Origin of the sequence: Streptomyces sp. R28, assembly GCF_041052385.1 — a bacterium.
In the GTDB taxonomy this organism is placed as follows: domain Bacteria; phylum Actinomycetota; class Actinomycetes; order Streptomycetales; family Streptomycetaceae; genus Streptomyces.
Map to the genome: position 1 here is coordinate 3,195,501 of NZ_CP163439.1, position 21,619 is coordinate 3,217,119.

Sequence of the window (21,619 nt, forward strand, 5' to 3'; positions counted from 1 at the left end):
GGCGCATTCCTCATACGCTGGCTCCGTGAACGAGATGCCGCGGGACCACCGGCCCGCCAAGTCCATCCGGGTTCTGCTCGCCGAGGACCAGGGCATGATGCGCGGAGCACTCGCCTTACTGCTCGGGATGGAGCCGGACATCGAGGTCGTGGCGCAGGTGTCGGCCGGGGACGCGATCGTGGACGCCGCCCTCGTCCGCCGCCCGGACGTCGCCCTTCTCGACATCGAGCTGCCGGGCCTCAGCGGGCTGGACGCCGCGGCCGAGCTGCGCGACCAGGTTCCCGACTGCCGGGTGCTGATCCTGACGACCTTCGGCCGCCCCGGCTATCTGCGCCGGGCCATGGAGGCGGGAGCCGCCGGTTTCCTGGTGAAGGACGGCCCCGTGGAGGAACTGGCGGTCGCGATCCGCCGTGTCCTGACCGGCGAGACGGTGATCGACCCGGCCCTCGCCGCGGCCGCTCTCAGCGCCGGCCCCAACCCGCTCACCGCCCGCGAGTGCGACGTCCTCAACGCCGCGGTGGACGGCGCGACGGTCGCCGACATCGCCGGCAAGCTCCACCTCTCCGAGTCCACGGTCCGCAACTACCTCTCCTCCGCAATCGGCAAGACCGGCACCCGCAACCGGATGGAGGCGCTGCGGGAGGCACGGCAGCAAGGGTGGCTGTAGCCGCGGCCCCCGGGCCGCCCCCGCCCGCTCTCTCTACTGGATCACCTCCGCCTCCCTGTTGGCCGCCCCCTTCGGCCCCACGCACACGAACCACTTCAGCGGAGAACCCGCGGCCGCCTTGGGCAGGTCGACGCTGCTGGTGCCGTCCGACCAGGTGCACTTGACCTGCTGGGCCGTTCGGGCGACACGGCCGACGACGAGTCGGTTGGGGCCAGAGGTTCCTCCCTTCGACAGTGGCAGCGCGCCGTACACGATGCCCTTGTCCGACATGTCGTCCCACTTCTCGACCGTGTCGAAGATCAGGGCCCGGCGGTGGTTGTTGCCGTAGTGGAGGCTCACGAAGTACGACGTCCTGCCGACGGCCTCGGAGAGCTGCGGCTGTGCCGGCGCCTCGATGCCGTACTCCGTCATCGCGGCCAGCTGCTTGCGTGCCTCCCCCTTGTCCCCCGGCGGTCCCCACACGGAAATGACGACGCGCCAGTCCTCGCCCTGGTCGGTCCCTCGCGACAATTCGGTCTGCTGCGGCTCGTACACATGCCGGTCCTCGCCGGTCGGCGCCTGCGTCGCCACCTGCGCCCCCCGCCCACCGTCCCCGCCGGGCAGCCCGGCCACCGCCAGGGAACCCGCCGAGCCCACCAGCGCCAAGGCCGTGGCGGTCGCCACCGCCCAGCGGCGGGCCTTGCGGCGGCGGCCGCCGCGGAGCACCGCGCCGTAGGGGGCTATACCGATCTCGACCTCGTCCGCGGCGTCGGCCAGCAGGAGGGCGATGTCCGTGTGGGTCGTGTCGTGGCTGGTCATGCCGTGGTTCGTCTCCCGGTCCGCGCTCATCACTTACGCCCTCCCTGCGTCACCATCTCGGCCAGGCCCGGTATGGCGCGGAGCTTCGCGATCCCCTTGGCCGCGTTGCTCTTCACCGCGCCGACGGAGCAGCCCATCGCCTCCGCCGTCTGCGTCTCGGTCAGGTCCTCCCAGTACCGCAGGACCACCGCCTCCCGCTGCCGTGGCGGCAGTTGGGCGAGCGCCGACAGCAGGGCGCTGCGGTCCTCGGCCTGGGCGATGCGGTCGCCGGTGTCCGCCACCTCGCGCACCAGGCCGGAGTCGTCCTTGGGCGCGAGGAACTCCCCGAGCCTTCTGCGGTGTTTGCGTGCGTGCGCGTTGATCATCACGCGCCGTACATACGCCTCCGGGTCGTCGGCCGAGCCGACGCGACGCCAGGCCACGTAGACCTGCTCGAGCGTCGACTGGACCAGGTCCTCCGCGGCGTGCTGCTCCCCCGTGAGGAGAAATGCCGTACGCATCAACTGCGGCCAGCGGCCGATGACAAAGCTCTGGAACTCCGAGTCCCGAGCCGCCTTGCGATCCCCCATGGGCACCTCCTAGATATTCAAAGGAGTCCATGAGCCGCCCGGACCGTTGCCTCAGGACGCGGACGTTTTTCTCGGCAGCCACAGCAGGATCAGCGCCGTCCCCGCCACGAGCACCACCGCAGACGTGCGGAACACCAAGGCGTACCCCTCCGTCAGCGCCTGCGGCGACCCGCTCCCCGCCGACCGCGCCGCCGCGATCGTGGACATGACGGCCAGCCCCAGCGAACCGCCCATCGTGCGCGAGGTGTTGACCAGCCCCGACACCAGCCCGGCCTCTCCCGGCTGCGCCCCGGACGTGGCCAGCGCCGCGAGAGGGGTGGCCCCCAGACCCGCGCCCAGCATCATCAAGATCCCGGGCACCATGACCGAGGTCACATACGCGCCCTGCGCGCTCAGCATCGACTGCCAGCCGAAGCCGACGGCCGCGACGGCCGTGCCCAGCGCCGCGACGTTGCGCGCGCCCACCGCCGGCATGAGCCGCGGCGCGAGCTTGGACCCGAAGAGCACGGCCAGCGAGCTCGGCACCAGTGCCAGTCCGGCCTCCAGCGGGGTGTAGCCGAGGACGTTCTGCACGTACAGCGTCATGAAGAACCACATGCAGAACATCGCCGACCCGCACAGGAACATCGCGACGTTCGCCGACGACACCGCCCGCACCCGGAACAGCCCGAGCGGCATCAGCGGACCCGCCGTACGCGACTCCACGACGAGGAACACCCCGATCAGCGCCAGGCCGGCCAGCAGCGGCACCACCGTGGCCGTCGCCGTCCAGCCCTCGGCCTCCGTCTGCGAGATGCCGTACGCCAGCGTCGCGAGCCCCGCCGTCACCAGCACCGCCCCCGGCAGATCCAGCCGCCGCCCGTCCCCCGCCCGGCTCTCCGCGAGCAGGCGCACGGCACCGGCCAGCACCACCGCGCCCACCGGCACGTTGATCAGCAGCACCCACCGCCACGACAGCACGTCGACGAGCACCCCGCCGACGAGCCCGCCCGCCGCACCACCCCCCGCGCCCACGGCCGTCCAGGTGCCGATGGCCCGCGCACGCGCCGCCCCCTGAGGCACCGCCGCCGTCACGATCGTCAGCGTCGAGGGCGCCAGCACCGCGGCGCCCAGCCCCTGCACGGCCCGCGCGAGAAGCAGCTGCCAGTCCTGCTGGGCCAGCCCGCCGGCCAGCGAGGCCAGGGTGAACAGGCCGAGCCCGACGAGGAACATCCGCTTGCGGCCGTAGAGGTCCCCGGCCCGCCCGCCGAGCAGCATGAACCCCGCGAAGGCGATCGCGTACGCGTTCACCACCCACTGCAGGCCCTGGGCGCTCAGCCCGAGATCGGCCCGCATCGAGGGCAGCGCCACGTTCACGACGGACACGTCGAGCACGACCAGGAACTGCCCGGCGCACGCCAGCGCCACCACCAGCCAGGTGGGCGGCGCGGTACGGCGGGACATGCGGGTGGTGGCGTCAGCGGCTCCGAGCATGACTGTCATGCTCTCAACGACCGACGCTCCTGGCATCAGGAATTCGGACTAGGCCCCTCCCCTGTCGACCTAGGCCCCTTCCCCCGCCGACCTAGGTCCCCTCGTCGGCGGCCTGGTCCCGCCCGCCGTCCCGCCCCCCTGCCAACCCAGCCCCGTTTCCCCAAGAGAAGGTCAAGAAATCGTTAGCTGGCCAAAGCATCGGAATAGTTGCCCAGGCACACCGGGTTGATCCCCCACATGACACAAACGACGACTGAACAGCCCACCGGCAGAGCGACCGGCCCCATCGTCCCGGTCCTCGCCTTCGCGGGCATCGTTGTCGCGGTGATGCAGACCCTGCTCGTCCCGGTCATCAAGGACCTGCCGCAGCTGCTGAGCACCGCGCCCAGCAACGCCACCTGGGTCCTGACCTCCACACTGCTCTCGGGCGCCGTGGCCACCCCGATCATGGGCCGGCTCGGTGACCTCTACGGCAAGCGGCGCATGCTGATCGCCAGCCTGGCCGTGATGGTGATCGGCGCGCTGGTCAGCGCGTTCACCAGCACCCTGATACCCATGATCGCCGGCCGCACCCTCCAGGGCTTCGCGATGGGCGCCATCCCGCTCGGGATCGGCCTCATGCGCGACATGCTGCCCCGCGAGCGGCTCGGCTCGGCGATGGCCCTGATGAGCTCCTCGATCGGCGTCGGCGGCGGACTCGCACTGCCCGCCGCGGCCCTGGTCGCCCAGCACGCGAACTGGCACGCCCTCTTCTACGGCGCCGCCGGCCTCGGCATCCTCGCCATCGCCCTCACCCTCCTCGTCGTACCGGAGTCCAAGGTCCGCGCGGAAGGCTCCTTCGACGCCCTCGGCGCACTCGGCCTCTCCGCCGGCCTCGTCCTCTTCCTCCTGCCGATCACCAAGGGCAGCGACTGGGGCTGGACGTCGGGCAGCACGCTCGGCCTGTTCGCCGCGTCGGCCGTCGTCCTCCTCCTCTGGGGCGTGTACGAGCTGCGCACCCAGGCACCCCTCGTCGACCTGCGCACCACGGCCCGCCCGGCCGTCCTCTTCACCAACCTCGCCTCGATCATGGTCGGCGTCAGCTTCTACGTCGTCTCCCTGGTCCTGCCCCAGCTCCTCCAGCTGCCCAAGGAGACGGGCTACGGCCTCGGCCAGTCGATGGTCGTGGCGGGCCTGCTCGTCGCCCCCCTGGGCCTGACGATGATGTTCACCGCCCCCGTCTACGCCCGCCTCTCGGCGAAGTACGGCCCCAAGACCACCCTGATCCTCGGCCTGCTGATCATCGCCATCGGCTACGGCGCCGGCCTCGGCCTGATGAGCGCCCCCTGGCAGAGCCTCGTCATCTCCGTGGTCCTCGGCGCGGGCATCGGCCTCGCGTACTCCTCCCTCCCCGCCCTGATCGTCGGCGCCGTCCCGGCCTCGGAGACAGGCGCGGCGAACGGCCTCAACACCCTGATGCGTTCCATCGGTACGTCCGTGTCGAGCGCCGTCATCGGCATGGTGCTGGCCAACACCGCGAACAACGTCGGCGGCGTCGAGATCCCGACGATGCACGGCTTCCGCGTCTCCTTCCTGATCGCGACCGCCGCGGTCGCCGTGGGCCTCCTCCTGGCCCTCTTCCTCCCGAAGCAGCGCCCCGCCTCCGCCCACCCGCAGCTGCGCGCCAGCAGCGAGGAGGACGCGAACCTGGAGCGCGCCGAAGAGGCGCTGCGCGGCTTCCGCGGCCGCGTCCTGGACGCCACCGGCACCCCCGTCGCCCGCGCCAAGGTGACCCTGATCGACCGCCGGGGCCGCCAGGCCGGCGCCACCCTCTCGGCGGACGACGGCACCTACACCCTCGCCGTCCCCACCCAGGGCGCCTACGTCCTGGCCGCCCGAGCCGACGGCCACGCCCCGCTCGCCTCGTCGGCCACGCACACCGGCGACGACAGCCCGGTCGACCTGGACCTGTCGCTGCCGGGAGAGCCGGTCACGGCCTGAGCCGCCCGAGCCCTCCGGATCACCTGAGATCGACACCACCCGCACCCCCTGTCGCTTCAGCGGCAGGGGGTGCGGCAGCATGGTCGCCCATACGTTCGTACGACCGAAGGGAACCCCATGTCCACGGCCCCCAAGCCGGAGATCCTGGCCGCGTTCGAGGCGGCCAAGGGCTTCATGCCCGTGGACGAGGGACTCGCGCTCTACGCGGCGGCCGTCGAGGCGGGCCGCCTCGGTCTCCCCCTCCTGGAGGTCGGCACCTACTGCGGCCGCTCCACGATCCTCCTCGCCGACGCCGCCCGCCAGGCCGGGGTGACGGCCCTCACGGTCGACCACCACCGCGGCAGCGAGGAGCAGCAGCCGGGTTGGGACTACCACGACCCGGAGACGGTCGACCCCGAGATCGGCCTGATGGACACGCTGCCGACGTTCCGCCGCACGCTGCACAAGGCCGGCCTGGAGGAGCACGTGATCGCCCTGGTCGGCCGCTCCCCGCAGGTGGCGAAGGTCTGGGGCACGCCCCTCGGCCTGGTCTTCGTCGACGGGGGCCACACCGACGAGCACGCGAACGCCGACTACGAGGGCTGGGCGCCGCATGTCGCCGAGGGCGGCCTGCTCGTCATCCACGACGTGTTCCCGAACCCGGAGGACGAGTTCACGGGTCAAGCCCCATACCGCATGTACCTGCGGGCGCTTGAGTCCGCGGCGTTCACGGAGGTGTCGGTCACAGACTCGCTGCGCGTGCTGAAGCGGACGGGGGCAGGCGTCTGAACTCCGGCGCCGCTCGACCGCGCCTTCCCGGCGCCGGGCATGGTCGGCCCGTATGGTGGCAGGCGTGTCGTACGTAGGTCCGGACTTCGATCCTCCCCAGCCCCGCCGCCCTCGCCGCCGCGCCCTGACCGTCGCGGCCGCCGCTCTCGTGCCGGGGGCGCTGCTGGGATGGGTGATGTACGAGGCGGTGAGTGCCCCCGGCGACGGAGGCGCGTCGGGCACTGCGGCCGTACGGCCGTCGGACACGGCGCCGACGATCTCCGCCACGAACGACGACAAGCCGCCGGGCCCGACCCCCACCGCGGATTCCACGGCCGACTCCACCTCCGTCCCTTCCGCCTCCGGCCCCCTCAAGGGCAAGGTCGTCGTCATCGACCCCGGCCACAACCCCAACAACTTCCAGCACACGGCCGAGATCAACCGCAAGGTGAACATCGGCACGAACTGGAAGGAATGCGACACGACGGGGACGTCCACCAACGACGGTTACACCGAGGCCGAGTTCACACTCGACGTCGCCCACCGGCTGCGCACGCTGCTGGAGAAGCAGGGCGCCACGGTCAAGTTCACCCAGGACGGCGACCGTTCCTGGGGCCCCTGCGTCGACGAGCGGGCCGAGATCGGCAACAAGGCGCACGCCGACGCCGTCGTCTCCGTCCACGCGGACGGTGCGGACGCCGGCCAACGGGGCTTCCACGTCATCCTCCCGGCCAAGGTGCACGCGGGCGCCGCGAACACCGGCCCCATCGTCACCTCCTCCCGCGACCTCGGCGAGCGCATCGCGGGTTCCTTCGTCCGCGCAACGGGCAGCGCGCCGTCCAACTACGTCGGCGACGGCACCGGACTCGTCACGCGTGAGGATCTTGGCGGTCTCAATCTGTCAACGGTTCCGAAGGTGTTCATCGAGTGCGGCAACATGCGCGATAGCAATGACGCGGCGCAGCTCACCAGTGGCGCTTGGCGGCAGAAGGCGGCGCGAGGAATCTCTGAGGGAATCGTGGGTTTCCTGCGCGGGTAGTCATCGGCGGGCTGATCCCGGCGGACACCCTCGTCGGTCGGACGATAAGGTCGTCCCTACGATGAGGGGCCACCCCCGCGCTTCACACCGGGGCCTGACGGCGACATGGTGACAGCGACGCCTCCAGCGATGCCGATGTTGAGACGACTGACGAAGGACCTCCTGAAGTGAATATCCGCTCCCTCACTCGAGGCGACGGCGTGGTGATCGGAGCAGCGGTGTTGCTGTTCATCGCGTCGTTCCTCCAGCTCTACTCCGCCTCCGGGTACGACCTTGACATCACCGCGTGGGAAAACCTCGAGCTCGGCCTCGGCACCTACATGGGCGGGGTCGTCGGTGCCGCCCTGATCGTCGTCAACCGCCTCCTGCCCCAGCCCCGCAAGATCGCCGGGCTGGACCTCGGGACGGTGGGCGTGGCGTTCACGATCCTCGCCGCGTGGAGCCTGTTCTGGAAACTGGTGGACGTTCCCGACGGCGGCAGCGCCGCCGCCGGGCTGATCCTCGGCTTCCTCGCCGCCCTGATCCTCGCCGCCGGTGCCGTCGCCACCCCCCTCGTCCCCGCCCTCCAGGCCGCCCTCCTCCCGGCCCCCAGCCCCGCCGCCCCCCAGCCGCCCTACGGCGGTCAGCCGCAGGGTGGTTACGGCTACCCGGGTGCCCAGCAGCCGCAGCAGCCGTACGGAGGGCAGCCGCAGCCCGGGCAGCCCTTCGGTGGGCAGCCGCAGGCGCCCCAGGCTCCGCAGCAGCCGCAGGCACCCGCTGCGGACTTCTCGCCGTTCTGGTTCGCCGTGCCCGTGGCGCGGCCGCTGTTCGCGGAGGATGGTTCGCCGACCCCGATCGCCGAGCTCGCGCCGGGCACCTGGTACCTGGCCGTCGAGCAGCGCGGCCCGGCCCTGGTCGCGCAGACGCAGGACGGCCGCCGTGGCGTGCTGCAGGACACGTCGGGCATCCAGCGCGGCTGAGCCGCAAAAGAAGCCGTAGCGATAGCCGTACGACGGCCCCTCACCCTTCCCGGTGAGGGCCGTCGTCGTACAGTCGCAGCCTCCACGCAGAGCTGACGCACCGTCAGCATCACCGTCAGGAGGCAGACATGCGGCTCGGGCTCGCACTCGGCTACTGGGGGCGCGGCCCCTCCGCGGACCATGTGCCCCTCGCTCAGGAGGCCGAGCGGCTCGGCTACGACTCCGTGTGGACCGCCGAGTCCTGGGGTTCCGACGCCTTCACCCCGCTCACCTGGATCGCCGCGCAGACCTCAAGGATCAAGCTGGGTACGGCCGTTGCCCAGATGGCCGCCCGGTCCCCGACGACCACCGCCATGCACGCCCTCACCCTCGACCACCTCTCCGGTGGGCGCATGATGCTCGGGCTCGGGTTGTCGGGACCGCAGGTGGTGGAGGGGTGGTACGGGCGGCCGTTCCCGAGCTCGCCGCTGACCGCCACGCGCGAGTACGTCGATGTCGTACGGCAGGTGCTGCGGCGCGAGGCGCCGGTCGAGCTCGACGGGCGTTTTCACTCCCACCCGTATCGCGGTCCGGACGCCGGCGGCATCGGCAAGGCGCTGAAGGCGATCACCCATCCCCTCCGCGCCGACCTGCCCGTCCTTCTCGGTGCCGAGGGTCCGAAGAATGTCGCGCAGACCGTGCGGATCGCCGACGGCTGGCTGCCGTTGTACTGGTCGCCCAGCAGGCCCGACGCCTACGGGGACGCGGTGCGCGACCTCCCGCAGGGCTTCCTCGTCGCCCCTATGGCCCGCGTCCAGGTCTGCGCCGACGTCTCCGAAGGCCTCCTCCCCGTCAAGACCATGCTCGGCTTCTACATCGGCGGTATGGGCCACGCGGCCCGCAACTTCCATGCCGACCTCATGGCACGGATGGGGTACGAGGAGGAAGCCCGCCGGATTCAGCAGTTGTTCCTGGACGGCCGCCGCGAGGAGGCCCTCCTCGCCGTCCCGGACGCCTTCGCCGACGAGATCTCCCTCATCGGTCCTCGTGAACGCATCGCCGAGCGGCTGGAGTTGTGGCGGAAGGGGCCGGTGACCGATCTGCTGGCTCTGGCGCCCGATCCGCACAGCCTGCGCGTGCTCGCCGAGCTCAACACATGAGTGGCTGAGCCGGCCAAGGCGTCACCAGAAGATCGCCAGCGCCTCCAACGTCGCTTCCCGTGTGTCCTCGCGCCAGCCCGTCATCTTGCCGAGGCAGCGGGCCGTGAAGGTGCCGGTGGGGATGGAGCGGCGGGCGTTGCCCGAGGCCACGACGCGTATGGAGACGGGGGGTTGCCGGTCGGCGTATTCCGCGCGCAGGACGAAGCCCTCCGTGGTGTCCGGGATCCGTGTGCACTCCGCCCGCACCGAGACGAACTCCCCTATGCGGCTCAGGTGTACCTCGCGGTCGTCGCCGAGGCGGTCGGCGAGGGCGCGGTTGGGGACGACGGTCAGCGTGGGCAGGTCGGCGTGGACGATGACGTCGGCGCGTTCGAAGGCGTCGATGAGCATGCCGATGACGTTGATCGGCTTGTCCTTGCGGACGAACTTGCGGAACGTCTCCTGGCTGACGTCGCGCTTGGCGCGGAACAGCCAGGCCAGGAAGCGGGTCCAGAGGCCGACGCTGGTGTCGACCTTGGTCCGCAGTTCCACGGCCTCCTCCAGCGCGGACCGGTAGTTGCCGATCTCGTAGAGGTCCATCACGGACTGCTCGTCCAGGTACAGGCAGATGCTGTACGCCGACTGCCACCGGCGCATCCGGCGGCGCCGTTCGCGGGACTGGCGTACCAGGACCGCCGCGAGTACCGCCGTGCCGAGGGCCGTCACCAGCCAGACCGTCATCCACGGCCACCACATGCTCCACCACAGTGCGTCAGTGACAGCCACGGATCTCCTTGAACGCCTCGGAAAGGGACGAGTCGGCGGCGTCGACCATCCGCCCGCCCGTCTGCGCCGCCGCGCGCCGCAGTTCGCCCGCGTCGGCCTCGCCGAAGTGGACGGGGTAGGTGGGGACGCCCGTGCGTACGGCGGCGGGCAGGGCCTTGTGGTGGCGTACGAAGTCGTCGTAGGCGAGGCCCGTGTTGTTCTCGCCGTCCGTCATCAGGACGAGGGAGACGGACCGGTCGGGGTCGGCGGCCAGTTCACGGGTGGCGGTGCGGTAGCCGTGGTCCAGGGCGGACCATACGGCCGTGGCGTCGCCGTAGCCGCCTCGGGCGACCGTGTCGGCCAGGGTCTTCAGGTCCTTCGGGCCGGTCACGGTCACCGTCTTCTCCTCCAGGACGCGGTCGCCGAAACGGACCACCGTCAGCCGCTCGCCCCGGTGGAAGCGGGTGAACTTGCCGGACGCCGTGGAGTCCGCGCCGCTCAGGTCGGCGAAGGCCTCCCGCAACCCCGCCATCCGGTCACCGCGCATCGAGCCGGAGAAGTCGAGCAGGAAGACGACCTGGTCGGCCGTGCGTCGGGCCGGGTCGCCGTAGTCGGCCAACAGGGTTTTGATGACGGCGAGTTGGTCGGGGTAGTAGAGCGCGTTGCCGACCGGCTCGCGTAGCTGTGGGTTTCTGGTGACCGTCGCGTTGACCGGGCGGCGCAGGGTGCGCTGCATGATCTTCTGCTGTGTCGAGTCGCGCTGGAGCCACTGAGCGACCTTGGCGTAGGCGGCGCCGTGGGACTCGTCGAGGAGCAGCAGGGGGAAGTCGGCGAGGACCGTGCCGTCCTCGGGGCGGATGACCTCCAGTGGGCCGTCGAGGCGGTCGGTGGCGTTGAGGGCGAGCAGGTCGGACTCGTAGGTGATGAGGGCGTTGGCCCGGTCCTGGTGGTCGGCGTACGAGTCGAGGAGGGCGGGCCCGGTGTCCGCGGTGAGGGTCTGGCCGGAGCGGAAGCCGCGCAGCCGGTCGCATGAGACGTCGCCCGGGCGCAGTGCGCCGCCCGTGCCGGCGGCGGCGGTGGCGACGCCGACGAGGGCGGCGAGTCCGCCCGCGGAGTGCCTGGGGTCCGCCATCCCGAAGCGGAGCGTGCCGGTCGCGGCGGCGTCGGCGATGTCCGCCCAGGTGAGCCGGGCGCCGGGCACCCCGGCGCGGAGCTTGCGTGCCAGGTCCGGTTCGAGGCCGATGACCACCGGGGACGTCATGGTGGCCGTGCGCTGCAACCCCTGCATCGCGCTCTTGGCGGTGAGCCGCAGATAGCGGTCGGAGGACAGCCAGGCGAGGTCGTAGTGGTCGCGGTCCGGGGTCTTCGTCTCGGCGTCGGGCCGGAGGTCCAGCCGGAGGTCGACACCGGTGGACTCCTTCAACTCGCCCAGCAGGGGGGTGAGTACGGCCAGGTCGGGGCTCGCGAGCACGCGCAGCCGGACGGGCTCGTCGGCGTCGTCGCCCGAGCAGGCGGTGAGTACGGCGGTCACGAGCGCCAGGCACAGGACGAGACGGAGCGCCAACAGGCTTTCCCTGGCCCTCACTTGGCGTCGTCCTTCCGGTCCGGGCAGTCGCCGACCGTCTTGATCATCTGTTCCAGGAGGGGCAGTGGGGGCAGGACCGCCCGGGTGTCGTTGGAGGAGGTCGTGGGCACGGGGATGTGCCGTTCGGTGAGGAAATCCACGAGTTCGTCGCCGGCGGTGTCGCCGCTCGTGCCGCTGTTGGTGTTGCGGGCGCGGAAGCCCAGTTCCATGGCGCGGTGCTGGAGTTCGGGGTCCTCGCTGACCAGTTCGCCGAGCCGGGCGCCGTCATCGGTCAGGGCGACGAGCTGGGGTTCGGTGACGAAGCGCGTCGAGGGGTAGAGCAGGACGCGTTCGTCGTCCGTGCTGCCCTCCTGGGCCTGGTGGCGGATCTGGTGGGCGAGGAACTGGTGCTCGTAGATCACCGAGATCGGGGCGATGCTCTGGCCGTCGGGGGACAGATACGTTTCCGCCCGCTCGGAGCCCGGCAGGCCCTGTTCGACGAGGAGCGGCTTGATGTCCTCGGCGACCGCCGCGGCCTCCCTCTCGTCGTTCGGGGCGTCGTTCTCGTTCTCGACGAAGGCGACCAGGCCGAGGTAGGTGCCGGCGGAGTTGGATTCGCAGATGTCGGAGGTCTGGGCGAGGATCTTGTTGGAGTTGCGGACACCGTGCCGTTCGATGCCGATGTCCTTCCAGCGCTTGCCCTGCCGGGTGAGATTCACGAACGGTGTCATCTCGAGCGTGTAGTACATCGGCCGGTCGCCCGAGCCCTGCTGCGGCTTCGCGATGCCGTGGTCCTCAAGGGCCTCGGCATAGTTCCGATACGTGGCCAGCACGATGGGGCTGACGAACGGGCGGTACAGGAGCGCCGGGCGGTTCGCCTCGGCGCGCTCGCGGGCGATCAGGTCGGCGGCGGGCTGGCCGGAGGGGAAGACGACGTCGTATCCGTCGACGTCCTGGTTGGCGATCTCGCGGGAGCCCATGCTCGTGATGTGCACGCGGAAGCCGTGCTTCATCAGGAGCCGCTCGACTTCGGGATCCTGGAAGAAATCCCGCTTGGAGGCCATCTTCGCCTCTATGGTGACCACCTGCCGCAGCGGTAACAGCAGGTTCCCGCCGGCCACGAGGAGGACCAGGCCGATGACGGGGACGGGCAGCGCCAACGCCAGCGCCCTGCGCAGACGGCGGCGCGGGGGTCTGGTGACGAGTAAGCGGGGTTCTTCGGTAACGGGTCTGTTCGCGGGCACCTGCGGTCTCCCCCCGTGGCTGGGGCAGGATCGTCGGTGATCACGTTTACCATCGAACGACCTTATGGGGAACGCCAGTTGAACGTAGAGTCCCGTTCGGCTTGCGGTGGCAGGGTTTCGGTCACGCCGTCAGGGCTACCCGGAGGGCATGTCCCCTCGATATCGCAACGGTTCCAACCAGGCCGGAACGGTCATAGCGATCGTCGCCGACATCATGGCCCTCATCCTGGGCCTGTGGATCCTGATGTATCTGCTGGACGCCAACCGCGCCAACGACTTCGTCCAGTTCATCCATGACGCGGCCCGCTGGCTGGCGGGCTGGTCGTATGACCTGTTCACGTTCGACGAGGCGTGGGCGCGGGTCGTGGCGGGGTACGGCTTGGCGGCGGTGGTCTACCTGTTCGTCGGACACGCCATCGCCAATCGAGTCCACCGCCACTGACGGCCCCGCGTCGCCGGGTTCAGGCGCAGCACTCCGGGTCCAGCCCGGTCGGCAGGCGATCCCCGCCGAACACCGCACACGTGGCGTCATGCCCACCCAGTGCGGCGACGGCCAGCAGCAGCGACCCCGCGGTCCAAGTCGTCAGCTCGCGCGGCCAGATGGCGTCGTCGTCGAAGACGTAGCCCGTCCAGTACAACCCGCTCTCCGCATCGCGCAGGTGCTGGATCGACTGGAGGATCTCCAGTGCCCGGTCCGACTCGCCCATCGCCCACAGGGCCAGGGCGAGTTCGGCCGACTCGCCGCCCGTCACCCAGGGGTTGGGCACGACGCACCGCACCCCGAGGCCGGGGACGACGAAACGCTCCCAGCCCTCTTCCATACGGGACTTGGCCTCGGCGCCCGTCAACGCGCCGCCCAGCACCGGGTAGTACCAGTCCATCGAGTAGCGGTCCTTGTCCAGGAACCGCTCCGGGTGACGACGGATCGCGTGCCGCAGCGCCCCGGCAGCCAACTCCCAGTCCGGCTGCGGCTCTTCCCGCTGCTCGGCGATCGCCAGCGCGCACCGCAGCGCGTGGTGGATCGAGGACGAGCCGGTGAGCAGCGCGTCCGCCGTCGCCGTGCCGTCCTCGTCGCGCCGCCAGCCGATCTGTCCGCCCGGCTGCTGGAGCTGGAGGACGCACTCGATCGCGGCGTAGACGGACGGCCACATGCGGTCCAGGAACATGTCGTCGCCGGTGGAGAGGTAGTGGTGCCAGACGCCTACGGCTATGTAGGCGACGAAGTTGGTCTCGCGGCCGGTGTCGGTGACGTCGTCGAAGGCGCCGTCCGCGTAGGCGGCGTACCAGGAGCCGTCCTCGTTCTGGTGGGTCGCCAGCCAGGTGTACGCCCGCTCGGCAGCCGTGTGCTCACCGGCCGTGTCCAGCGCCATCGCCGCCTCGACGTGGTCCCACGGGTCGAGGTGGTGCCCACGGAACCAGGGGATCGCCCCGTCCTCACGCTGCACGGCAAGGATCCCTGCGACGGTCGCGGCGGCCTGCTCGGCGGTGAGGACCCCGGGCAGGACGAGGTGTTCTGTCCGGGGGGTGGTCACTTGGTGGCCGCCTGAGTTTCGGAGATGCGGGGCAGGTGGGGCTTGGTCGCGTACGCCACGAAGCTCTTGCCGATCAGCGGGTTCAGCGCCTGTTCGGCGACCCGGGTGGCCAGCGGTTTCTTCATGATGTCCCAGACCAGCAGCTTGTGGTACGCCCGCACCGGCAGCGCCTTGTCGTTGTCGACGCCGAACGCGCACTTCAGCCACCAGTACGGCGAGTGCAGGGCGTGGGCGTGGTGGGTGCCGTACGGCTTCAGGCCGGCCTCGCGGATCTTCGCGAGCAGTTCGTCCGCCTTGTAGATGCGGATGTGGCCGCCCTCGACCTCGTGGTAGGCGTCGGACAGCGCCCAGCAGACCTTCTCGGGGCCGTAGCGGGGGACGGTGATGGCGATACGGCCGCCGGGCTTGAGCACCCGGACCATCTCGGCGAGTACGCCCTTGTCGTCCGGGATGTGCTCCATGACCTCGGAGATGATCACGACGTCGAAGGACTCGTCGGGGAAGGGGAGGGCGAGCGCGTTGCCCTCCATCGCCGTCGCGGTCGCGCCCTCGGGGGCCTCCCCGGCTTCCTTCATCGCCGCGAACCACTTGGCGACCTCGCGGATCTCCTCCCCGTTCTGGTCCAGCGCCACGACCTGGGCACCGCGCCGGTAACACTCGAACGCGTGCCGGCCGGCACCGCAGCCGAGGTCCAGGACGCGGTCGCCCGGGGCGAGCGGGAACCGGGAGAAGTCGACGGTCAGCACGTGGCCCTGCTTTCGGAGTTGACGCCTTCAACATCTGTGGGGGTCGCGGATGCGACGTCCAGGGAGGCCGCGCGGCGTACCGGGGGCTGGGGCGCGGAGCGGCCGGTGCTCGGGGCCGCGGAGCCGGCTATGGCCTCGCGGTACCGGGCAACCGTGCCCTCGGCGGCCTTCGCCCAGGTGAAGTTCCGTAGGACCCTCTCACGTCCGGCCACTCCCAGGCGGTCCCGCAGTTCCGCGTCCCCCAGCAGGCGGCTCAGCCCGGCGGCCAGCGCCCCGGGATCCCCCGGCGGCACCGCCAGACACGTCTCCCCGTCCCGCCCGGCGACCTCCGGGATCGCCCCGCCGGTCGTGGCGACCAGCGGCGTCCCCGTGGCCATGGCCTCGGCGGCCGGCAGGGAGAAGCCCTCGTACAGCGACGGCACGCACGCCACCTGCGCCGAGCGCACCAGGTCGACGAGCTCCGCGTCGGAGATGCCCTTGACGAACTCGACGGCGCCTTCGAGGCCGTAGCGCTCGATCGCCTGCGCGACCGGACCCTCCTCGGGCCGCTTGCCGACGACGACGAGGTGGGCGTCGGGGTGCTCGGTGCGGGCCTTGGCGAGCGCCTCGACGAGGAAGACCAGGCCCTTGAGCGGGACATCGGCGCTGGAGGTCGTGACGATCCGGCCGGGGATCTGCCGTACCGACGCATCCGGCGAGAACAGGTCGGTGTCCGCGCCGATGTGCACGACGTGGATGCGGTCCTGGCGTACGCCGAGGTGGTCGACGATCTCCGCGCGGGACGTACCCGACACGGTCAGTACCGACGGCAGGCGGCGTGCCACCCGCTTCTGCATGCGCGTGAAGGCGTACCACCGGCGCACCGACATCCGCCGTCGCCGGCCCTCCGCCGCGTCCAGCTCCAACTGGCGGTCGACGGTGATGGGGTGGTGGATGGTGGTGACGAGTGGCGCGCCGACGTCGCCCAGCAGTCCGTACCCCAGCGTCTGGTTGTCGTGCACGACGTCGAACTCGCCGCGCCGGGCGCGCAGATGGCGGCGGGCGCGCAGCGAGAAGGTCAGGGGCTCGGGGAAGCCGCCGGTCCACATGGTCGCCACTTCCAGCGCGTCGATCCAGTCGCGGTACTCGTCGCGCCCCGGCGTGCGGAAGGGGTCGGGCTGGCGGTAGAGGTCGAGGCTGGGGAGCTCGGTGAGGGTCAGCCGGCCCGCATAGTCCGCGCCCTCGTCGAGGACGGGGTAGGGCTGGGAGCCGATGACCTCGACGCGGTGGCCGAGGCGGGCCAGCTCGCGGGAGAGGTGCCGTACGTAGACGCCCTGGCCGCCGCAGAACGGGTTCCCTTTATAGGTGAGAAGCGCGATGTCGAGCGGTCGCTCGCCGTCGGCGGCAGGGTCCTGTGGAGACCCGGCCTCCCTGGCCTCAGCGGTCACTCTGGGCCCCCTTCTCCCTGCACGGTCCCGCGAGATTACGCCGGGACGCTAATCTAGAACAAGTTTCAGACTTGATCGTTCAAGAGGCTCTGAATCTACCGGCAGGTAGCGCCGCTGTGAGCGATGGATCAGGTGATTCACGCCACGGCCGACGCCCTGGCACGCTGTCCGGTCACTCACCCTCACCGACTGTCACGGAACGGGATCCATGCCTGCGGAAGCCAGTAGCGCGAGCCCCGCCTCACCGCCCCTCACGGAGCGGCAGGAGGCCCGTCGCCGGCGCATCCTGCATGCCAGCGCGCAGCTCGCCAGCCGGGGCGGTTTCGACGCCGTGCAGATGCGCGAGGTCGCGGAGTCCTCGCAGGTGGCGCTCGGCACGCTGTACCGCTACTTCCCGTCCAAGGTGCATCTACTGGTCGCCACCATGCAGGACCAGCTGGAGCACATGCACGGCACGCTGCGGAAGAAGCCGCCGCAGGGACGGACGGCGGCGGAGCGGGTGGCGGAGACCCTGATGCGCGCGTTCCGCGCCCTGCAGCGCGAGCCGCACCTGGCCGACGCCATGGTCCGGGCCCTGACCTTCGCCGACCGCAGCGTCTCGCCCGAGGTCGACCAGGTCTCCCGCCAGACGACGGTGATCATCCTGGACGCCATGGGTCTGGAGAACCCGACACCCGAGCAGCTCTCCGCCGTCCGCGTCATCGAGCACACCTGGCACTCGGCCCTGATCACCTGGCTCTCGGGCCGCGCCTCGATCGCCCAGGTGAAGATCGACATCGAGACGGTGTGCCGTCTGATCGACCTGACGGCGCCGGACGCCGACTCGTAGCGTCACCGGCTCCTCCGGCGCGTCCAGCCGCGCAGGGCGCCGAGCAGTTGGGTGAGGACCTTGAGGGCGGCGGTTCGGCGGGCCGGCCGACGGGACCATACGGCGGGGAGGACGACGCCGACGTAGACAGCGAGGAAGACGACGGCGGCGAACAGAACGGGCAGTTGAAAGGTCACGGTGTTCCCTCCGGGACGGTGGTCGACGGCTTGCGCCATGACCTTCGCGCTCCGGGACACCACTTCAGCCAAACCCCGACGAACCCCGAAGTCCACGTGGAACGCCCAGGTCAGGCCGTACGCTTCGGAGAGATTCGCCGAACCGCACCGAAGGGTTGAGGAGTTGGCCGCACCGACGAGTGGTCCGGTCGCGGACTTCTGCACGGCACTGGGCCGTCTTGTGAGCACTTGCCGCGTATCGCAGCGGAGCATCGCCGACGCGCTCGGGCTGATCAGCACCAGCTCGGTCTCGGAGCTGCTGAGCGGACGGCGGCGCAGGGTGCCGGAGTGGGACGTCGTCGAGACGATCGTCGGGCTGTGCGCCGCCGAGTGGACGCGGGTATCGGCGCTGCCGCCTGCGGGCATGCGTCTGGACCTGCCGTGGTGGAAGAGCCGGCACGCGGAGCTGGAGCGGACGTCGGAAGCGACGCGGGGGCGGGGCGAACGCCCTCCCGCACCGGTCGGCCCACCCCCGCCACCGCCCCCGGGGCTGGGCCCGGTCCTGGTCCCGACGCTCGACGCGATGGCCGTCGCCGGCATGAGCGTCGAGGAGGCGGTGCGCTGGCTGGCCGACGGACGCATGAAGCCGAAGGCGACGGTGGACAGGCTGATGACCCCGCCACAGGACGGGCGCATCGAGCGCCGGGTCCTGAGTGATCTGCTGGCGGATTTCCCGGAGCGCGTGCGAGCGGCCCACGGCGTCCTACGCGCCGCCCTGATCCAGGCCGCCCGAGTGGTGCTGGTGGCGGCGGGCGCGGCAATGAACTACGAGCCTACGGAGTTCGGCAACCTGATCTATGACCTGACCGAGGGCGGACACGCGGCGCACACGCCTGCGCTGGCGGACCTCGACGAAGGCAGCCAGGACTACGTGCCGTTACAGATCGTCAACGACTACGTGCGTCTGGCCACCCCCCTGGCCGAGTCCTGCCCCGAGTTCGCGCTGGGGGCGGGCCTGCCGGTCGTCGAACTGTGCGGCGGGACCACCACCGGACTGGCCGCACTCGGAGGCATTCTCTCGGAGTTCGTCAACGGCGATGGACTCCCCGCACCCGAGGGGGCACTCCTCCGCAGCCCGATCGCCGCTCTCGACTCCCCCGGTCCCCGGCTTCCCAGCCTCGCCGACGGTTACATCACCCCACGCTTCCGCCTCGCCACCGCATCCCAGGACGCACGGGCCGGGATCGCCTCGGACAAGTGGTGGGACGAGCAGCCCGTGCACGACGACATCGAGCGGTTCCTCGCCGAGCACCTTCTCGGTCTCCCCGCCTTGCTGGCACCGCTCGTCGTACTCGGCCACCCCGGCGCCGGCAAGTCACTGCTCACGAAGCTGCTGACGGCCCGGCTCCCGGCCGGTGAATTCCGCGCCATGCGGGTGGAGTTGCGGCACACGCCGGCCGAGATGGGCGTACAAGCGCAGTTGGAACACGCACTGAAACGCCGTACGGGACGGGAGGTGAGCTGGCCGGACTGGTCGGAGCAGGAGTCCGGCCCGATCCCGGTCGTCCTGCTGGACGGCTTCGACGAACTGCTTCAGGCAGGCGCGCAGAAGCTGGGTGAGACGCGCCAGTGGGGCTACTTGCAGAGGGTCGAGGAGTTCCAGAAGCGCGAGGCGCAGCTGGGCCGCCCACTGATCGTGATCGTGACCAGCCGCACGGTGGTCGCCGACCGCGCGGACATCCCCCGCACCAGCCAGGTGCTTCGCCTGGAACCCTTCGACGAGGCGAAGATCGAGCACTGGCTCGACGTCTGGAACACCACGAACGCGGGCTGGTTCACCCGGCACGAACTGCTGCCGCTCACCCCGCAGGTCGTCCTCCCCCACCGGGAGCTGGCGGCCCAGCCCCTGCTGATGCTCATGCTGGCGCTGTACGACGCGGTCGGCAACGCCCTCCACCTCCTGCGGGACAAAGACATCACTCGCACGGAGCTGTACGACCAGCTGCTGAAGGAGTTCGTCCGCCGCCAGGTCGACAAGGACGGCCCGCTGCCCCCTGACATGGCGACCGAGGCCGTCCACCGCGAACTGCACCGTCTGTCCGTGATCGCGCTGTCCATGTTCCATCGCGGCGCCCAGTCCATCAGCGGGGAGAAGGCCGACCGGGATCTGCGGGCGCTCGGCGAGGCGGACGGCGGCTCGGGGTTGCTGTTCGGCCGGTTCTTCTTCGTGCACGAGGCACAAGCCATCGTCACGGAGGAACCGCGGCGCAGCTACGAGTTCATGCACGCGACCTTCGGCGAGCATCTGGCCGCCCGGCTGGTCGAGAGAGCGCTGCGACGGCTCGTCGATCAGGCGGGCAGCCCTTGGGACGACGGCGAGTTGTACGCGCTGCTGTCCTTCGCCCCGCTCACGGACCGGTCCCAGCTCGTACAGAATCTGCGGGACATGCTGGCGCCCTGGCCGGCGCACCGTTCGCGCGGCGACCTGGTGCCCGCGCTCCTCGCCCTGTTCCGCGCGGCCTCGTGGGACCCCGAGCACCGTACCGATGTCGGGTACGCCCCGGTCCGGCTGCGCAGGAGGTACCGGGAAGCGGTGTACGAAGTGAACCTCGTGCTGATCGCGGTGCTGGCGGTGGGCGAGGTGCACGTGTCGGAACTCTTCGACGGCGCGATGGTCCCCACGGCCGAGTGGCGGAGGTATGCCCTGGGGTGGCAGGCGCAGTTGTCCGTCGGGTCATGGGCGGCGTTGACTGCGACCCTCAACCCCGAACGCTGCTGGCGCCCCGTTCCGACGGTGGGCGGAGAGGAAGAGCTGGACCTGCGCCTCACCACGCGTCCGGCGCCACTGGCCGACCATGCGCTGAACTGGTCACTGGGTGCGGCCTCGCCCAAGGCCTCCAGATCGTTGTCGGATCGGCTGGAAGAGCGTCTCTCCGACACACCCGTCCCAGATCTGATCAGGCAGACCCGTTTCGTGGGCGATCGTGACACCGAGAGACTGCTGCATATCAGCTACCCGATGTTGCTCCAGTTGCCGAGCGCCATGTCCACGTTCAGGCCCTCGCCCGGCACCGTCTACCACTCGGCAGCGCAGGCGCTGATCGCCCTGCTGACGCGCGACGTGTACAGGCCCGAGGACCTGCCCGGCCGGTACGTGGAGTGCCTGCGCTACGTCGAGGTGCTGGAGACGGGAGAGCGCAGTCCCTATCTGGACGCCGTGCTGCGTCAGCTGGTCCACGACGCGCCCGCTCTCGCCGACGAAGCCCTTGCGGAGATCATCGACTCGCTGCACGAAGCGTACGACGCCGATTGGATGCCGTTCACCGGGGCCACATACCAGGCGCTGCTGCTCTTCCTCCGCCACGCCGTGGACCGGGGAAGCCCCCACCTGGCCGAGCCTCTCGGCTTCCTTCGCCTCACGCTCTCGATGGGCGACCGGCTCCGGGCTCTGGAGAGCCTTCTCGAGCTGAGTCACCTGAGCCAGTCCACCCACGCCTGGCGATGGTCAGGCCACCTCGACCACTGGGCCGCCACCCGCCATTTCGACGACCTGCTCGAAAGACTCGACCTTCCCGAAACAGCCACCACCCACCCCACCGCCCTCATAGACCTCCTCCGCCTCGCAGCGGAGCTGGGCCTCGACGACTGGCTGACCGCCCGCACCCCGGAAATCCTCGCCGCACTCCCACCCCAGGCCTTCGGCCTCCTCCGCCCCTCCGACCTCCCCCGCCTGCGCGCCGCACTTCCACCGGGCGCGTACACCGAACGGTTCGAGGAAGTCGAGAAGGCATGGCGGGCACGCGAATGACCTACGAGACGGGTTCCCTTCGCCGGTATTACCCGGATCAGGTGCTGGGGGTCGCCTTCCGGTCTTCCGACCTCTCGGTCTTCCGACTTTCCGGCCTCTCAGCCCGGACCGTCGACGTCGGCCCCAGCGGAAACCGTCTGCCTCCAGCCAGAGTCGGCTACTCCGGTTCGAACTCCCTCACTCGTCCCGTAGGCCTATA

General features: G+C 70.7%; 19 protein-coding genes and 1 riboswitch. Of the genes, 9 read left to right on the forward strand and 10 right to left on the reverse strand.

Features of this window, described 5'->3' with window-relative positions:
* Positions 1-34: 34 nt before the first annotated feature.
* Positions 35-667, forward strand: a complete 633-nt coding sequence (locus AB5J49_RS14030; protein ID WP_369175128.1) for a response regulator — start codon at positions 35-37, stop codon at positions 665-667.
* 33 nt (positions 668-700) lie between these two features.
* Here the strand turns inward: AB5J49_RS14030 and AB5J49_RS14035 are convergent, their stop codons facing one another.
* From AB5J49_RS14035 to AB5J49_RS14045, 3 genes are read right to left on the reverse strand one after another with little or no spacing between them, the layout of a single operon-like run.
* Positions 701-1,495, reverse strand: coding sequence for a hypothetical protein (locus AB5J49_RS14035; protein WP_369168964.1), 795 nt, complete (start codon positions 1,493-1,495; stop codon positions 701-703).
* Positions 1,495-2,034: a SigE family RNA polymerase sigma factor gene (locus tag AB5J49_RS14040; protein ID WP_369168965.1), complete on the reverse strand. Its 540-nt coding sequence runs from the start codon at positions 2,032-2,034 to the stop codon at positions 1,495-1,497. The genes AB5J49_RS14035 and AB5J49_RS14040 overlap by 1 nt, the downstream gene beginning before the upstream one ends.
* Before the next feature lie 51 nt (positions 2,035-2,085).
* Positions 2,086-3,507 (reverse strand): MFS transporter, encoded by a 1,422-nt coding sequence (locus AB5J49_RS14045; RefSeq protein ID WP_369168966.1) that lies wholly within the window; start codon positions 3,505-3,507, stop codon positions 2,086-2,088.
* A gap of 237 nt (positions 3,508-3,744) precedes the next feature.
* Between AB5J49_RS14045 and AB5J49_RS14050 the strand changes: the two genes are divergently transcribed.
* The 5 genes from AB5J49_RS14050 (at position 3,745) to AB5J49_RS14070 (ending at position 9,371) form a co-directional block, all read left to right on the forward strand.
* Entirely contained in the window at positions 3,745-5,487 is a 1,743-nt protein-coding gene (locus tag AB5J49_RS14050) for an MFS transporter (RefSeq protein WP_369168967.1), read from the forward strand.
* A 117-nt stretch (positions 5,488-5,604) separates the two neighbouring features.
* A complete protein-coding gene (locus AB5J49_RS14055) occupies positions 5,605-6,255 on the forward strand; it encodes a class I SAM-dependent methyltransferase (protein ID WP_369168968.1) in 651 nt (216 codons plus the stop codon).
* 64 nt (positions 6,256-6,319) lie between these two features.
* Positions 6,320-7,273, forward strand: coding sequence for an N-acetylmuramoyl-L-alanine amidase (locus AB5J49_RS14060; protein WP_369168969.1), 954 nt, complete (start codon positions 6,320-6,322; stop codon positions 7,271-7,273).
* Between the two features lie 167 nt (positions 7,274-7,440).
* The gene (locus AB5J49_RS14065; protein WP_369168970.1) at positions 7,441-8,232 is read left to right on the forward strand and encodes a hypothetical protein; all 792 of its coding nucleotides are present in this window, start codon (positions 7,441-7,443) and stop codon (positions 8,230-8,232) included.
* Between the two features lie 128 nt (positions 8,233-8,360).
* The gene (locus AB5J49_RS14070) at positions 8,361-9,371 is read left to right on the forward strand and encodes an LLM class F420-dependent oxidoreductase (protein WP_369168971.1); all 1,011 of its coding nucleotides are present in this window, start codon (positions 8,361-8,363) and stop codon (positions 9,369-9,371) included.
* Between the two features lie 21 nt (positions 9,372-9,392).
* Here AB5J49_RS14070 and AB5J49_RS14075 read toward each other — a convergent pair whose 3' ends face one another.
* Genes AB5J49_RS14075 through AB5J49_RS14085 form a run of 3 tightly spaced genes read right to left on the reverse strand, consistent with a single transcriptional unit; the run spans position 9,393 to position 12,923 of the window.
* On the reverse strand, positions 9,393-10,136 hold the full coding sequence (locus tag AB5J49_RS14075) for a hypothetical protein (protein ID WP_369168972.1): 744 nt from the start codon (positions 10,134-10,136) through the stop codon (positions 9,393-9,395).
* Complete coding sequence (locus tag AB5J49_RS14080; RefSeq protein ID WP_369168973.1) at positions 10,123-11,679, reverse strand: VWA domain-containing protein; 1,557 nt, start codon at positions 11,677-11,679, stop codon at positions 10,123-10,125. The genes AB5J49_RS14075 and AB5J49_RS14080 overlap by 14 nt, the downstream gene beginning before the upstream one ends.
* Positions 11,680-11,696: 17 nt before the next feature.
* Complete coding sequence (locus tag AB5J49_RS14085) at positions 11,697-12,923, reverse strand: hypothetical protein (protein WP_369168974.1); 1,227 nt, start codon at positions 12,921-12,923, stop codon at positions 11,697-11,699.
* A gap of 148 nt (positions 12,924-13,071) precedes the next feature.
* On the opposite strand from AB5J49_RS14085, the gene AB5J49_RS14090 reads away from it, so the two are divergent.
* On the forward strand, positions 13,072-13,365 hold the full coding sequence (locus tag AB5J49_RS14090) for a hypothetical protein (RefSeq protein WP_369168975.1): 294 nt from the start codon (positions 13,072-13,074) through the stop codon (positions 13,363-13,365).
* A 19-nt stretch (positions 13,366-13,384) separates the two neighbouring features.
* On the opposite strand, the gene AB5J49_RS14095 is transcribed toward AB5J49_RS14090, so the two are convergent.
* From AB5J49_RS14095 to AB5J49_RS14105, 3 genes are read right to left on the reverse strand one after another with little or no spacing between them, the layout of a single operon-like run.
* Complete coding sequence (locus tag AB5J49_RS14095) at positions 13,385-14,455, reverse strand: prenyltransferase (protein WP_369168976.1); 1,071 nt, start codon at positions 14,453-14,455, stop codon at positions 13,385-13,387.
* On the reverse strand, positions 14,452-15,201 hold the full coding sequence (locus AB5J49_RS14100) for a class I SAM-dependent methyltransferase (RefSeq protein ID WP_369168977.1): 750 nt from the start codon (positions 15,199-15,201) through the stop codon (positions 14,452-14,454). Before AB5J49_RS14100 ends, AB5J49_RS14095 begins: the two co-directional genes overlap by 4 nt.
* On the reverse strand, positions 15,195-16,628 hold the full coding sequence (locus tag AB5J49_RS14105) for a glycosyltransferase family 4 protein (RefSeq protein ID WP_369168978.1): 1,434 nt from the start codon (positions 16,626-16,628) through the stop codon (positions 15,195-15,197). Before AB5J49_RS14105 ends, AB5J49_RS14100 begins: the two co-directional genes overlap by 7 nt.
* Positions 16,629-16,836: 208 nt before the next feature.
* Between AB5J49_RS14105 and AB5J49_RS14110 the strand changes: the two genes are divergently transcribed.
* Complete coding sequence (locus AB5J49_RS14110; protein ID WP_369168979.1) at positions 16,837-17,457, forward strand: TetR family transcriptional regulator; 621 nt, start codon at positions 16,837-16,839, stop codon at positions 17,455-17,457.
* 2 nt (positions 17,458-17,459) lie between these two features.
* Here the strand turns inward: AB5J49_RS14110 and AB5J49_RS14115 are convergent, their stop codons facing one another.
* Entirely contained in the window at positions 17,460-17,672 is a 213-nt protein-coding gene (locus AB5J49_RS14115; RefSeq protein WP_369168980.1) for a hypothetical protein, read from the reverse strand.
* A gap of 124 nt (positions 17,673-17,796) precedes the next feature.
* Between AB5J49_RS14115 and AB5J49_RS14120 the strand changes: the two genes are divergently transcribed.
* Entirely contained in the window at positions 17,797-21,420 is a 3,624-nt protein-coding gene (locus AB5J49_RS14120) for an NACHT domain-containing NTPase (RefSeq protein WP_369168981.1), read from the forward strand.
* Positions 21,418-21,609: riboswitch (TPP riboswitch) on the reverse strand. It overlaps the preceding gene by 3 nt.
* Positions 21,610-21,619 lie beyond the last annotated feature (10 nt).

Bases quoted from the DNA above. Each gene is read 5' to 3' on its own strand.
- AB5J49_RS14045 (WP_369168966.1), bottom strand. From the start codon at position 3,507: ATGCTCGGAGCCGCTGACGCCACCACCCGCATGTCCCGCCGTACCGCG.
- AB5J49_RS14055 (WP_369168968.1), top strand. From the start codon at position 5,605: ATGTCCACGGCCCCCAAGCCGGAGATCCTGGCCGCGTTCGAGGCGGCC.
- AB5J49_RS14090 (WP_369168975.1), top strand. From the start codon at position 13,072: ATGTCCCCTCGATATCGCAACGGTTCCAACCAGGCCGGAACGGTCATA.
- AB5J49_RS14115 (WP_369168980.1), bottom strand. From the start codon at position 17,672: ATGGCGCAAGCCGTCGACCACCGTCCCGGAGGGAACACCGTGACCTTT.
- AB5J49_RS14040 (WP_369168965.1), bottom strand. From the start codon at position 2,034: ATGGGGGATCGCAAGGCGGCTCGGGACTCGGAGTTCCAGAGCTTTGTC.
- AB5J49_RS14030 (WP_369175128.1), top strand. From the start codon at position 35: ATGCCGCGGGACCACCGGCCCGCCAAGTCCATCCGGGTTCTGCTCGCC.
- AB5J49_RS14035 (WP_369168964.1), bottom strand. From the start codon at position 1,495: ATGAGCGCGGACCGGGAGACGAACCACGGCATGACCAGCCACGACACG.
- AB5J49_RS14050 (WP_369168967.1), top strand. From the start codon at position 3,745: ATGACACAAACGACGACTGAACAGCCCACCGGCAGAGCGACCGGCCCC.
- AB5J49_RS14110 (WP_369168979.1), top strand. From the start codon at position 16,837: ATGCCTGCGGAAGCCAGTAGCGCGAGCCCCGCCTCACCGCCCCTCACG.
- AB5J49_RS14070 (WP_369168971.1), top strand. From the start codon at position 8,361: ATGCGGCTCGGGCTCGCACTCGGCTACTGGGGGCGCGGCCCCTCCGCG.